This window comes from Vibrio bathopelagicus (assembly GCF_014879975.1).
Lineage (GTDB): Bacteria > Pseudomonadota > Gammaproteobacteria > Enterobacterales > Vibrionaceae > Vibrio > Vibrio bathopelagicus.
Genome location: NZ_CP062500.1, coordinates 3,160,021 through 3,172,555, shown reverse-complemented (window position 1 = coordinate 3,172,555; position 12,535 = coordinate 3,160,021). Strand labels below are relative to the sequence as shown.

General features: G+C 44.7%; 15 protein-coding genes. 2 read left to right on the top strand and 13 right to left on the bottom strand.

Annotation, left to right across the window (positions count from 1 at the left end):
* Nucleotides 1–22: 22 nt before the first annotated feature.
* From IHV80_RS14035 to IHV80_RS14015, 5 genes are all read right to left on the bottom strand, one after another.
* Complete coding sequence (locus tag IHV80_RS14035; protein ID WP_192889438.1) at nucleotides 23–454, bottom strand: DUF4426 domain-containing protein; 432 nt, start codon at nucleotides 452–454, stop codon at nucleotides 23–25.
* Between the two features lie 28 nt (nucleotides 455–482).
* The gene (yggU, locus tag IHV80_RS14030) at nucleotides 483–773 is read right to left on the bottom strand and encodes a DUF167 family protein YggU (RefSeq protein ID WP_009847703.1); all 291 of its coding nucleotides are present in this window, start codon (nucleotides 771–773) and stop codon (nucleotides 483–485) included.
* Nucleotides 774–802: 29 nt separating this feature from the next.
* Complete coding sequence (locus IHV80_RS14025) at nucleotides 803–1,360, bottom strand: YggT family protein (protein WP_004735475.1); 558 nt, start codon at nucleotides 1,358–1,360, stop codon at nucleotides 803–805.
* 76 nt (nucleotides 1,361–1,436) lie between these two features.
* Complete coding sequence (gene proC / locus IHV80_RS14020) at nucleotides 1,437–2,255, bottom strand: pyrroline-5-carboxylate reductase (RefSeq protein WP_192889437.1); 819 nt, start codon at nucleotides 2,253–2,255, stop codon at nucleotides 1,437–1,439.
* Nucleotides 2,256–2,337: 82 nt separating this feature from the next.
* Nucleotides 2,338–3,042, bottom strand: a complete 705-nt coding sequence (locus IHV80_RS14015) for a YggS family pyridoxal phosphate-dependent enzyme (protein WP_192889436.1) — start codon at nucleotides 3,040–3,042, stop codon at nucleotides 2,338–2,340.
* Nucleotides 3,043–3,068: 26 nt separating this feature from the next.
* Here IHV80_RS14015 and IHV80_RS14010 point away from each other — a divergent pair, with 26 nt between their 5' ends.
* Entirely contained in the window at nucleotides 3,069–4,106 is a 1,038-nt protein-coding gene (locus IHV80_RS14010) for a type IV pilus twitching motility protein PilT (RefSeq protein ID WP_004735478.1), read from the top strand.
* Nucleotides 4,107–4,120: 14 nt separating this feature from the next.
* Entirely contained in the window at nucleotides 4,121–5,230 is a 1,110-nt protein-coding gene (locus IHV80_RS14005; RefSeq protein ID WP_192889435.1) for a PilT/PilU family type 4a pilus ATPase, read from the top strand.
* A gap of 371 nt (nucleotides 5,231–5,601) precedes the next feature.
* Here the strand turns inward: IHV80_RS14005 and ruvX are convergent, their stop codons facing one another.
* The 8 genes from ruvX to metK all read right to left on the bottom strand — a co-directional run bounded on the left by ruvX (nucleotide 5,602) and on the right by metK (nucleotide 12,349).
* The gene (ruvX, locus tag IHV80_RS14000) at nucleotides 5,602–6,024 is read right to left on the bottom strand and encodes a Holliday junction resolvase RuvX (protein WP_004735480.1); all 423 of its coding nucleotides are present in this window, start codon (nucleotides 6,022–6,024) and stop codon (nucleotides 5,602–5,604) included.
* A gap of 65 nt (nucleotides 6,025–6,089) precedes the next feature.
* Nucleotides 6,090–6,653, bottom strand: a complete 564-nt coding sequence (locus IHV80_RS13995; RefSeq protein WP_192889434.1) for a YqgE/AlgH family protein — start codon at nucleotides 6,651–6,653, stop codon at nucleotides 6,090–6,092.
* A 116-nt stretch (nucleotides 6,654–6,769) separates the two neighbouring features.
* The gene (gene gshB / locus IHV80_RS13990; protein WP_192889433.1) at nucleotides 6,770–7,720 is read right to left on the bottom strand and encodes a glutathione synthase; all 951 of its coding nucleotides are present in this window, start codon (nucleotides 7,718–7,720) and stop codon (nucleotides 6,770–6,772) included.
* 9 nt (nucleotides 7,721–7,729) lie between these two features.
* Nucleotides 7,730–8,461, bottom strand: coding sequence for a 16S rRNA (uracil(1498)-N(3))-methyltransferase (gene rsmE / locus IHV80_RS13985; RefSeq protein WP_017077778.1), 732 nt, complete (start codon nucleotides 8,459–8,461; stop codon nucleotides 7,730–7,732).
* A gap of 159 nt (nucleotides 8,462–8,620) precedes the next feature.
* A complete protein-coding gene (locus tag IHV80_RS13980; protein WP_192889432.1) occupies nucleotides 8,621–9,352 on the bottom strand; it encodes an endonuclease in 732 nt (243 codons plus the stop codon).
* A 97-nt stretch (nucleotides 9,353–9,449) separates the two neighbouring features.
* On the bottom strand, nucleotides 9,450–9,950 hold the full coding sequence (locus IHV80_RS13975; RefSeq protein ID WP_192889431.1) for a SprT family zinc-dependent metalloprotease: 501 nt from the start codon (nucleotides 9,948–9,950) through the stop codon (nucleotides 9,450–9,452).
* Between the two features lie 79 nt (nucleotides 9,951–10,029).
* The gene (locus IHV80_RS13970) at nucleotides 10,030–10,827 is read right to left on the bottom strand and encodes a DUF2189 domain-containing protein (protein ID WP_192889430.1); all 798 of its coding nucleotides are present in this window, start codon (nucleotides 10,825–10,827) and stop codon (nucleotides 10,030–10,032) included.
* Nucleotides 10,828–11,194: 367 nt separating this feature from the next.
* Nucleotides 11,195–12,349 (bottom strand): methionine adenosyltransferase, encoded by a 1,155-nt coding sequence (gene metK, locus IHV80_RS13965; protein ID WP_192889429.1) that lies wholly within the window; start codon nucleotides 12,347–12,349, stop codon nucleotides 11,195–11,197.
* Nucleotides 12,350–12,535 lie beyond the last annotated feature (186 nt).

Genomic DNA, 12,535 nt, shown 5'->3' with positions numbered 1-12,535 from the left:
ACTAGAAAAGTGAGCTTTGAAGCTACTCTTCTATATAGAATTTTTGTGTGAAACGCAGTGGACCTGTGCCTTTCAAACCTGCGTTAACATCGATATTAAAAGTGATGTTTTCTTCGTGAGTGATAGGAAATTCAGCGAGGTAATAAATCGCATCGCCTTCCTTTATTTCACGGAAGTTAAGCGTGCGAGTGTTACCTACCAGGTTTCTCGCTGTTCCCGTAATTTTAGCCGTTGTCGCAGGTTTACCTAGGGAAGCGTTGTCTAGCACGCTGATGTTTAAAATCGCAGAGTATCCGTTTCGTTTCAGCTTATATTGCTTAGCGACCTGCGCCGTTAAAAACGTGGAATTGAAAGCCGAGTAATGAACCTCGACATCCTTGATACTTTTAAACTGTCCTGCCGAGCTTGGTAGGGCAATCAGAGTGGTGAGTAGTGCTGTTATCCATAGACGCATAATGACTCCAATAAATAGCAAAAAGCCATCATAGGATGGCTTTGACTTCAGTTGGGATCTGGCTTGGTGAGCATATTCGAACTTGCTTATGCCGACCGAGCTCTCCCTTTTCTATCTTAATTTGCCCTTTAGCGACCTTAAATTGTTTCGCAAGGTATTTCGCTAAGTGAGCATTTGCTTTGCCATCAACCGGTGGTGCAGTAATGGCAATTTTCAGTTCCTCTCCGTGCAAGCCGACAATCTTGTCTCTGCTTGCTTTGGGTTGGATATAGAGCCTAAGAAGAATATCGTCTTCTTCGGCCCAAACTGCTTTTGGCATCGTCAAAGTACCTGATGTTCGTACTTGAATTATAGCTGATACCAAATAGGACCGATCATGTCGCCCATTAGGAAGTTCGCAAATTGCAGAACAATGAACAGAACCAGCACACTTAGGTCGAAGCCACCCATATCAGGAAGGATACGGCGAATTGGCGTTAGCATTGGTTCTGTTAACTGGTGGAATACGTATTCGATTGGGCTACGGCCTTGGCTAACCCAGCTCAGGATTGCACGGATTAGTAGAACCCAGAAAATTAAACCACCCGCCGCTTTGAGCAGAGATAGTGCGCCAAAGATCAAGAAGCTAATATCAAATACAGCCGCACCGCCAGAGATAATCAAGTTTAGAGCGACGAACTTAAGTACACACAGCACATAAGCGAAAACAACAGTCGCAAGGTCAAGGCTGCCTATTGATGGAATAACTCGGCGTAGTGGGGCAACAACCGGTTGTGTCGCTTTTACGATAAATTGTGAGAACGGGTTGTAGAAATCTGCACGTGATGCTTGTAGCCAGATACGCAAGATCACAACCATGATGTAAAGATCAAAAACGGTCGAGATCAGAAAGCTCATCGAATTCATATTGTTTCCTTTTTCGGATTTACTTGCCGCTTAGGTATAACCCGAACGACACAATGCTTTTGTACTGTAACTAGTATTAAAACAGTTTTTCCATCTCTTCAGCTCGAGCAACCGCCGCTTGCATGGCTTTTGCTACGATGTCTGATAGGTGATGTTCGTTAAACGTGCGCAGTGCTTCTGCGGTCGTCCCGCCTTTTGAAGTCACCTGTTCACGTAGAGTAGATAACTCAGTATTTGGATTCGCTACCACCATTTCTGCCGCACCTAATGCAGACTGCTGCACTAACTTACGAGCGGTTTCTTGGTCAAAACCTTGGTTAATTGCTTCAGCTTGCATCGCTTCCATAAACAAGAAGAAGTATGCCGGAGCGCTACCCGCCGCCGCAATGATGTTGTTGATGCCAGACTCTTGTTCAACCCAGCTTACTTCACCTACGGCTTGCATTAACTGAGAAGCGAATTCTTTATCACCCTGACTAACCGTTGAGTCAGCATAAAGGCCACTCATCCCTTTACCAAGTAGTGACGGCGTGTTTGGCATTACACGTACTAGGTTCAGTTGGCAGTTTAACATCTCATTGAGTCGATTCGCATTAATACCTGCTGCAATTGAGATAACCAGTTTGTTGCTGAAGTCGATATTTTGTAAGGGCTTACATACATCTGCCATCATTTGTGGCTTCACTGATAACACAACAACATCAGCTTGCTCTGCTGCGGCAATATTATCGCTGGTGGTATTGATGGCGTACTCTTGTTCTAACGGCAGCCTTCTGGTTTCTGAAGGTGCAGTTGCAGTAATCTTTTGTGCTGGGTAACCACTCGCTACTAAGCCCGCTACAATCGAGCGAACCATGTTTCCCGCCCCAATAAAGGCGATGTTCTTATGTTCCATATATAAAATCCTGAGCGTGTCGCTGCGCGGTTAAAGCGAAGCGGTATCAATACTTGTACTTGTCGTTGGTTACTTACTACGGCTACTTCGCGTAATCTCGGGCACCAAAGATAGCCGTTCCAATACGAACCATGGTGCTACCAGCCTCAACAGCGGCATCCATATCACCACTCATACCCATAGAAAGGGTATCAATGTCTGAATACTTCGCGGCGAGCTTTTGTTGAAGCTCTGCCAGTTGAGAAAATGCCTTAAGCTGAGATTGATAGTCAGATACGTTTGCAGGAATCGACATCAATCCTCTTAAAGTGAGGTTCGGAAGCGACGAAATCAACTCTGCGATGGCAAAAACTGTCTCTTCTGAAGTTCCTGACTTGGATTCTTCACCGCTGGTATTTACTTGAATCAAGACTTGCAGGGGCGGAAGTTCGCTTGGACGTTGATCATTAAGCCTTTGTGCGATCTTATCGCGATCGACAGAATGCACCCATTGGAAGCTTTCCGCGATTGGGCGGGTTTTATTGGATTGAATTGGGCCAATAAAATGCCATTCCAAATTTAGGTTAGAATGTTGTTCTGAAAAGTGTTTTACTTTATCGACACCTTCTTGAACATAGTTTTCACCAAAGGCAACTTGGCCTCCGAGTGCGGCTTCTAGAATCGCATCAATAGGTTTAGTTTTACTGACGGCCAAAAGTTGCACGGACTCTGGAGCTCGTCCGCACTTTTGCTCAGCACTGCGAATCTGTGAGGTGATTTGTTCGATATTTTGTTGAATACTACTCATAGCTGACTTTACTTAAGGGAAAATAAATGGATATCACTGAGTTACTAGATTTTAGTGTAAAGCATAACGCGTCAGATCTACATCTTTCTGCGGGTGTATCTCCAATGGTACGTATAGATGGTGAAGTAAGGAAGCTTGGAATACCAGCTTTGAGTCATGCTGATGTGCATCGTTTGGTTTTTGAGATCATGAGTGATTCACAACGCGGTGAGTTCGAAGAAAAACTGGAAGTCGACTTCTCTTTTGAATTACCCAACGTTGGTCGTTTCCGTGTTAATGCTTTTAACCAATCTCGTGGCTGCTCTGCGGTATTTCGTACCATTCCAGTAGAGATTCCGACCCTTGAACAGCTAGGGGCTCCTGAGATCTTTGAAAGAATATCTAATTACGAAAAAGGTTTAGTATTGGTCACAGGGCCCACTGGTTCAGGTAAGTCGACCACTTTGGCTGCGATGGTGGACTATGTTAACCGTAACCATAATAAGCATATATTGACGATTGAAGACCCGATCGAATTTGTTCATACCAACAACAAATGCCTAATCAACCAACGAGAAGTACACCGCGACACCCACAGCTTCAAAGCGGCGTTGCGTAGTGCGTTACGTGAAGATCCAGACGTAATCCTTGTTGGTGAGCTTCGTGACCAAGAGACGATCAGCTTAGCGCTAACCGCAGCTGAAACTGGTCACTTAGTTTTTGGTACTTTGCACACGAGCTCAGCGGCAAAAACTATCGACCGTATTATCGATGTATTCCCGGGTAGCGACAAAGACATGGTGCGTTCAATGTTGTCTGAATCGTTACGTTCGGTGATTGCCCAGAAGCTGTTAAAGCGTGTCGGTGGTGGTCGTGTGGCTTGTCATGAAATCATGATGGCGACACCTGCAATCAGAAACTTGATTCGTGAAGATAAGGTCGCGCAGATGTATTCGATTATTCAAACGGGCGCAGCACACGGTATGCAGACAATGGAGCAAAATGCGAAGCAGCTGATGGCTCAAGGCTTGGTTGATTCAGAAGAGGTCGAGAAAAAGATCGAAATTGAAACCTCAATGTTTTAATCAAGGTGAACAAAATGGAATTGAATCAAATTCTTGAGGGGATGCTATCTCAAAAAGCTTCGGATCTTTATATCACTGTTGATGCGCCAATCCTGTTTCGTGTGGATGGTGAATTGCGACCTCTGGGAGATAAGCTGAATTCGGCTCAGGTCGCACAGTTGCTTGACGCGATGATGGATCAAGATCGACGCGATGAATATCAGAAAACGCGTGAGGCTAACTTTGCTATTGTGCGTGATTTTGGTCGTTTTCGTGTCAGTGCGTTTTTTCAGCGAGAGCTACCAGGAGCGGTAATTCGTCGTATCGAGACTAACATCCCAACCTTTGAGCAATTAAAGCTTCCTGATGTACTGCAAGACCTTTCAATCGCAAAGCGTGGGCTGGTGCTGGTGGTTGGGGCGACGGGCTCTGGTAAATCAACCTCAATGGCCGCAATGACAGGCTATCGTAATACCAACCGCTCGGGGCATATTTTGACGGTTGAAGACCCGATTGAATTCGTTCACGAACATAAAAAGTGTATCGTGACTCAACGTGAGGTTGGGCTCGACACTGAGAGCTATGAAGTTGCGCTTAAGAACTCGTTGCGTCAAGCGCCAGATATGATCTTGATTGGCGAAATCCGTAGCCGTGAAACCATGGAATACGCGATGACCTTTGCTGAAACAGGTCACTTATGTATGGCAACCTTGCACGCGAATAATGCGAACCAAGCGTTAGAACGTATTCTCCACTTAGTACCGAAGGAACAAAAAGAGCAGTTCTTGTTTGATTTGTCGATGAATCTGCGTGGTGTGGTGGCTCAGCAATTAATCCGTGATAAGAATGGCAGCGGTCGTCATGGTGTGTTTGAGATTCTACTCAATAGCCCACGAGTGTCTGACTTGATTCGTCGTGGTGAGTTACATGAATTAAAAGCGACTATGGCCAAATCGAAAGAGATTGGTATGCAGACCTTTGACCAAGCTTTGTATGATTTGGTTGTTGCAGGCAAGATCAGCGAAGAAGATGCGTTCCACAGTGCCGACTCGGCTAATGATTTGCGCTTGATGCTAAAAACCAGACGTGGTGATGATGACTACGGGACTGGTGCTTTGGCTGGTGTGAAGATAGATATGGGGTAGATTCCGTGCTTAGTGCTTAGTGCTTAGTGCTTAGTGCTTAGTGCTTAGTGCTTAATCTTAAAACCAATAAAAAACCCGCTCTAGAAGCGTTTTTTTTGTGAAGCGAATAAATTAGTGGTTTGCAAAGCTGTTGTTATCGTTCGAGTAGCCGCGTTCTTTTTCTAATTTAATTTTAGTCGGATATTACTCGCCAGTGTAACCCGCTGAGCCACCACCCATTGAACTACATGCTGATATTGCTAGAGCGGCGAGATTGCTAGAAAAATTTTCATGTGAACTCCCACTTACCTATGATTGAATTGCAACGTCTTTACGACGCGAAATTCTTGTGGGATCACAAGTTAGGTTACATTTCGTTCACTTAATTTTCGTTATGAATATTGTGCTTCAAACCAGCTTTCTAAAATAACGACAGCTGATTGATTATCAACGTTGCCTTTACTTAGTGCTTTGTAGCCGCCCATTTCAAAAAGGTCGGCCCTTGCTTCTGTCGTAGAAAGTCTCTCATCATGCAATTCAACATCCACACCAAAGCGTCCTTTAAGACGGTTAGCGAACTTCTTCGCTCTGGGTGTAATGGCTGCTAGATCTTTACCATGAAGGTCGGTAGGAAGGCCAACCACAATAAGATTTGGCTGCCATTCCTTAATTTGCTTCTCGATATCGTCCCAGTTTGGGATGCCATCTTTCGCTTTAAAGGCTTTTAAAGGGCTTGCTGTACCTGTGATTTCTTGTCCTATCGCACTGCCGATACTTTTTGTACCGTAGTCAAATGCCATAATTGTTCGTGACATGGGGCTTCCAAATTAATCTGTGTTTGAGAGTGTCTGTTTATTTTATTTTATTGATCTGAGTAGGGCTAGGCGTGGCCAGCGTCTGCTGAAAGCTGAGCCGCATTGATGCCTAACATTTGCACGGCAACTTTCCAACGATCCGAAATTGGCGTGTCGAAGATCACTTTTGGATCGGCTTCAACGGTTAACCATGAGTTTTCAGTTAGCTCGGTTTCCAGTTGTCCTGGTTCCCATCCTGCATAACCAAGTGCTACCAGATAATGCATAGGTTCATCTTCTGTCCCTAAGACCATCAGAATATCTTTCGAGGTTGTTACCGAGATTTGATCCGTCATGTTGATGCTGGATTGATAACTGCCTTTGGGTTTGTGCAAAATAAACCCACGATCTTCTGCGACTGGCCCACCATTAAGTACTGGCTTATTAAGGCTTGCTTGGTTGGGTTTCGGCTGTTCAGAATCAACCTCAACTTGCTTAAGCATACTGCCTACAGTGACATCGATAGGAGCGTTGATCATCAAACCCATCGCACCTTCGTCATTGTGCTCACAAAGATAGATCACCGAATTTTGAAAGTATGGGTCTTTCATTCCGGGCATAGCGACCAGAAAGTGGTTCGTTAAATTCATAGAGCCTCCTGCCAGTGTGTTCCCAGTAAAGGAAAAAGAGCGGCGTAAAGCCGCTCATTGTTCTTTGCCTAGATATTTCTGTGTTTTCGAATAGCTAAGGCTTTCTTTAGTTTAGGCTATTTAGCGTTAACGCGACGCTCGATTGCATCCATTAATTTGCCCGTTACCGAAATATCAAAAGCAGCTTCAATTTCACGGATACAAGTAGGGCTTGTCACGTTAATTTCAGTCAGCTTATCGCCGATAACATCAAGTCCGACAAAGATTAAGCCTTTTTCTTTTAGTGCAGGTGCAACCGCTCTTGCGATAGCCCAATCGGTTTCACTTAGCGGACGAGCTTCACCTGTACCACCAGCGGCAAGGTTACCTCGAGTTTCCCCTTTAGCAGGAATACGCGCTAGGCAGTAAGGCATTGGTTCACCATCAACGACAAGAATACGCTTATCACCATTACTGATGTCTGGAACAAAGGTTTGTGCCATTGCGTAGTTTTGACCATGGTTAGTCAAGGTCTCAATGATCACGGATACGTTTGGATCGCCTTCTTTCACTCGGAAGATAGACGCGCCGCCCATGCCATCAAGTGGTTTTAGGATCACGTCACCGTGCTCTTCTCGGAATGCTTTAATTTTTTCAGCTTTACGAGTCACGATAGTGGTTGGTGTCAGATCAGGGAACCAAGCCGTGAACAACTTCTCGTTACAGTCACGTAGGCTTTGTGGCTTGTTGACGATCAGTGCACCGTTCTCTTCAGCACGCTCAAGAATGTAAGTTGCGTAGATGTACTCAGTATCAAACGGAGGATCTTTACGCATCAGTACCGCATCTAAATCGGATAGTGCGATAGTCTGTTCTGATTTGAACTCGTACCAACCGTTTGGGTCTTCTTTTAGTTCAACAACCTTAGTGTCAGCAATGGCTACGCCTTGATCTAAATGCAGATCATCCATTTCCATGTAATGGATTTCGTAACCACGACGCTGAGCTTCAAGCATCATGGCAAAGCTAGAGTCTTTTTTGATGTTAATGGATGAAATTGGATCCATTACGATGCCAAGTTTGATCATTTTTTTCTCCTAGCCTAGATCGCCAAAACGGACTTGTAAGGCAGTAATTGCGGTTAGAGCTGCTGTCTCGGTACGAAGTACACGTGGGCCGAGTAGCGTCTCTTCAAATTTGTATTGTTCTGTCATGCCGATTTCTTCAGCTGACAGTCCGCCTTCAGGACCGATCAATAGGCGTACCTTACTGATGGGTTCTGGAAGGGTATTAATTGAGTATTTTGCACGAGGATGCAGGTTTAGCTTTAACGCTTCACTCGGTTCGCTGCACCACTCTTCAAGTTGCATGATAGGGCGAATAACTGGAACCGTATTACGGCCAGACTGTTCACATGCTGCGATAGCAATCTTTTGCCACTGCGCGAGCTTTTTCTCGAAGCGTTTAGTATCAAGCTTAACGCCACAGCGCTCTGATATCAGCGGGGTAATGGTGTTCACACCAAGCTCAACCGATTTCTGAATCGTGAATTCCATTTTGTCGCCACGTGAAATTACTTGGCCTAAATGTAAGTCTAACGGAGATTCGCTGCTACGCTCGATACGTTCAGTAACATTAACTGTGACGTTCTTTTTTGATACTTCAGCAATTGTCGCAGGGAATTCAGCGCCACTGCCATCAAATAGAAGAACATCTTGACCTTCTTTCATACGAAGGACTCGACCAACATGACCCGCGGCATCTTCGCCTAAAGCGAGTGAACCTAACTGATGAATGCGTTCTGGGTGATGGATACGAGGGATTCTCATGCTGGTAAACCTATAAATAGTGTCATTTGGGTATTTTGTCTCTGCCTAACATGGATGCTTTTAGTTGAAAAAACAAGGGTAGAGCAAGAGTTTCAGGGGCAATTCTGAAACTCTTGTTTGAGATGGAGGCTATTGGAGATGTTGGTTGCCTGAGTCGTGTTAATTACAAGCAGGGAAAACAAATGGGTTGTGATTACCTTGGATCGCATAGATTCGCTCATCACGAGTACATTCCCACTTATCGACAGGGAATTGCTTGTTCCACGCCATCATTAGGTTAGTCTGCTGCTTAGATAGCTTGAAACCATACTCTTGGCTCATGTAAAGATAAGTACGCGCGATAGAACCTTTTGCTCTGTCTGGCGGCATAACCTTACGTTGTTTGAAGTTGACCTGCATTTCACACTGACCATAGCTCACGCCATCCATTCCATTCCACTGACTGAAATTGTAATTGGAGCGATCACCGTTAACCTCGCCAATTGCCGGAGTCAGGTTATGGAGATCGGCTTCCATAGATTTAAATATTTTGTCATTACGAGTGCAGTTCTTACGTCCGCCATCTTGCCAGCACTGACGCTGGTGGCCGAATTGCCAAGCTGGAACCACGTGTTCCCACTCAATACGGGAAGCGCGCTTTTGCTGTTTTCTCACTTGATAACCACAGCCGTCGAGGTCGGGGATACCTTTCTTTTTGTCTTTCCAAGTAATGTCACAACCACAATAAAATGAAGTCGGGTGATCGAGATAAATCTTCACGGCTTCTTTTTTTGCTTTGGAGAATGAACTTGGTGGAGCGGCGAAAACGCTTTGGGTTACCAGTAGGCCAAATACTATTGATAGGTAAAAAGACAGTGGTAGGCCAAATGCTTTTAGAGTGGTTTTTTGCATAGAAGAAGACTGATGAAAGTATGATAAACAACAGTCTAGCACTCAAATGTTAGTTCTCTCTATTACATTTATTCGCGTTAACTTGTGAGCTTAAGACTTAGCTCAGTTGAAGGCCGGTAAAAGCTAAGGTTTGCTGGCATTGTTGGCAACGATAAGTTGATTGGTTGCGGATGACTTTGTTGTGTCGTCTTATCGACAGGGGATAAGTGGTGCAATCACAGCTGTACTCAAAGGTTTTTCCCTGCACTGAGGTGATCTCCAAGCTGTGGGTCGTTCTGGCCGGTACATTGAATACCTTTTCCATCACGTATTTCCACTCATTCCCGTGAGGCCTAACTCGTCCGAAGACCTGATGTGTGATCAGATGTGCGAGTTCATGAGGCACGACTTCGTTAATAAAGGCGTCTTCATTTTCGCTGAATAGCACTTGGTTGAGTTTTATCTCGTTTAACTGGAGGTAGGCTTTTCCCGCTGCTTTTCCTCTTAACTTGTAAGTGACGGTTGGACATGGAAATTCACGAGAAAAATGTTGATTAGCAATAGCTAGGCATTCGCCCAGTTTCTTATTTACTCGATGTTGTTGCGCGGTGTAAGACAAGCGTTGTTAACTCCAAAAAAAAGCCTCAGCGTTTAAGCTAAGGCCTCATTATAACATTGCTCATCGATCGTGAAACGATTTAAACGTGATGTTTCTTTTTGATGATTTCGTGGTAAGCATGCCATGTTCCGTAACCAAGTAATGGCATCGTTACAATCATACCTACACCGTAGGTCGCGAAGCCGACTAAGATACCAGTACCAATGATACCGGCCCAAACGACCATCGCAGGGATGTTGGATTTAACGGCGTTGAAGCTAGTGAAAATGGCACTCATCACATCAACACGTCTTTCCATCATCAATGGAATCGAAAATGCTGAGATGCTGAATATGAGACTCGCGATAACCAATCCAATCACCGAACCAGTAATAAGGAATGGCGCAAACTCGCTTAATGGTGCTCCTTGTACGGAAGGGTAGAGTGCATGCAATAACGCAGCAATCCGCATCCAAAATATCATTGCAACCATCAACACAATCGCAAAGGCCCATTGGTGCGTGGAGTTGCGAGTAATTGCTTTCATCGAGTGCAGTAGGCTGGCGTTGTGCCCTTTTTCTCTTTCCCAAGCTGCGTCATACAAGCCCAGTGCAAGAAAGGGCCCTATCAGCATGTACACGATCAGGCTTGGCATTACGACCAAGTGTGTTCCTTGCCATTGGACAAGTTGAACAATCACGATTGCCGCTCCCATAAAGCACAGTCCGTAAAATGCGCTGATTATTGGCATTTTCACTAAGTCATGCAGGGCGAGAGAAAGCCAGTGAAATGGGGCGGATATGCTTACTTGGTTACAAGGAATCGTACGAGCGTAATCACGATCGCTGACTCTGTCTTTTTTATCGTTCAATTCGGATGGGTGTACAGTACGAGGCATATATCCCCCTAGTTAAATAACGTCCTAGTTATAGTTCCATAAAGCTCAGTATTGCGATCATATGAGGATTATGGTGTTGAGCTAAAATGCTCTTTTTCGTCCCAGTTATTGTTCTAGCGTGCATTTAACGAGAGCTATCAGACTGAATTACTTTGAGTTAAATGTGAGCTTGATCGCCTAGGAGTTACCTTAACTATTGTCAGTAGTGTTCGAAAACACAAATTATCGGTGGGTTTTTATACTAAGTGGTTAACGGTAAAGGTGTCTTTTGAAAGGCAGATAGATTGGGTTGGGAGAGGTAAGTACATAAAAATAAAGCCCTTACTAGCAAGTAAGGGCTTTAAAGAAGTGGTTTGCTTTGGCTAAATTATTTTAGGCCAGCAAAGTCTGCAAGCATTGCCGCTTTGTCAGTTGCTTCCCAAGGGAACTCTTCACGACCGAAGTGGCCGTATGCAGCTGTCTGTTTGTAGATAGGTTGAAGAAGATTCAGCATCTCTTGAAGACCGTATGGACGTAGGTCGAAGTTTTGACGAACGGCTTCAATGATGATTTCGTGAGCTACTTTCTCAGTACCAAACGTTTCAACCATGATAGATGTTGGATCTGCTACACCGATAGCGTAAGACAGTTGAATCTCACAACGGTCAGCCATGCCAGCAGCAACGATGTTTTTCGCAACGTAACGTGCTGCGTAAGCCGCAGAACGGTCAACCTTTGATGGATCTTTACCAGAAAATGCGCCGCCACCGTGACGAGCTGCGCCGCCGTAGGTATCAACGATGATCTTACGACCAGTTAGACCACAGTCACCCATTGGGCCACCGATTACGAAACGGCCTGTTGGGTTGATGAAGAAGTTAGTGTCTTTGTTGATCCACTCTGAAGGAAGTACTGGCTTGATGATCTCTTCCATTACCGCTTCACGTAGGTCAGGTGTCGTTACTGAATCACAGTGTTGAGTCGAAAGAACAACAGCATCGATACCAACGATCTTACCTTGGTCGTATTGGAACGTAACTTGAGACTTTGCATCTGGGCGAAGGAAGTCAAGCTTGCCGCTCTTACGTACTTCAGCTTGCTTCTTAACAAGAAGGTGAGAGTAAGTAATTGGAGCTGGCATTAGGATTGGTGTTTCGTTAGTCGCGTAACCAAACATGATACCTTGGTCGCCTGCGCCTTGATCTTTAGGATCGGCTTTATCAACACCTTGGTTGATGTCTGGAGACTGCTTACCAATTGTGTTTAGTACTGCACAAGAGTCAGCGTCAAAGCCCATATCAGAATGAACGTAACCAATTTCACGAACTGTTTCACGAGTGATTTCTTCGATATCAACCCATGCAGACGTTGTTACTTCACCGCCAACCATAACCATGCCGGTTTTTACGTAAGTCTCACAAGCAACACGTGCTTTTGGATCTTGTTCCAAGATGGCATCAAGAACAGCATCAGAGATTTGGTCTGCAATTTTATCTGGATGGCCTTCTGAAACAGATTCAGAAGTGAATAGGTGCTTAGCCATGAGAGCTCCACTTTTAGTTTTTAGGTGCTAATTTCAGGCGTCGCAAGCTAGGAAGCGCCGCCATTAAATACAGTATATTTTGTAGGTGTTTCTACATCTAGACGGCTATTCTAAATTCCAGCGGTCGAATTACAAGCTCTTTTTTATGATATGTCATAACTAAACGTTTGCGTATCGTTCGAGATA

Coding starts and splice junctions, on each gene's coding strand:
- IHV80_RS14035 (WP_192889438.1), bottom strand. CDS start 454: ATGCGTCTATGGATAACAGCACTACTCACCACTCTGATTGCCCTACCA.
- IHV80_RS13995 (WP_192889434.1), bottom strand. CDS start 6,653: ATGAATTTAACGAACCACTTTCTGGTCGCTATGCCCGGAATGAAAGAC.
- IHV80_RS13980 (WP_192889432.1), bottom strand. CDS start 9,352: ATGCAAAAAACCACTCTAAAAGCATTTGGCCTACCACTGTCTTTTTAC.
- metK (WP_192889429.1), bottom strand. CDS start 12,349: ATGGCTAAGCACCTATTCACTTCTGAATCTGTTTCAGAAGGCCATCCA.
- IHV80_RS14005 (WP_192889435.1), top strand. CDS start 4,121: ATGGAATTGAATCAAATTCTTGAGGGGATGCTATCTCAAAAAGCTTCG.
- proC (WP_192889437.1), bottom strand. CDS start 2,255: ATGGAACATAAGAACATCGCCTTTATTGGGGCGGGAAACATGGTTCGC.
- IHV80_RS14010 (WP_004735478.1), top strand. CDS start 3,069: ATGGATATCACTGAGTTACTAGATTTTAGTGTAAAGCATAACGCGTCA.
- rsmE (WP_017077778.1), bottom strand. CDS start 8,461: ATGAGAATCCCTCGTATCCATCACCCAGAACGCATTCATCAGTTAGGT.
- ruvX (WP_004735480.1), bottom strand. CDS start 6,024: ATGTCACGAACAATTATGGCATTTGACTACGGTACAAAAAGTATCGGC.
- yggU (WP_009847703.1), bottom strand. CDS start 773: ATGCCAAAAGCAGTTTGGGCCGAAGAAGACGATATTCTTCTTAGGCTC.
- IHV80_RS14025 (WP_004735475.1), bottom strand. CDS start 1,360: ATGAATTCGATGAGCTTTCTGATCTCGACCGTTTTTGATCTTTACATC.
- gshB (WP_192889433.1), bottom strand. CDS start 7,720: ATGATCAAACTTGGCATCGTAATGGATCCAATTTCATCCATTAACATC.
- IHV80_RS14015 (WP_192889436.1), bottom strand. CDS start 3,042: ATGAGTAGTATTCAACAAAATATCGAACAAATCACCTCACAGATTCGC.
- IHV80_RS13970 (WP_192889430.1), bottom strand. CDS start 10,827: ATGCCTCGTACTGTACACCCATCCGAATTGAACGATAAAAAAGACAGA.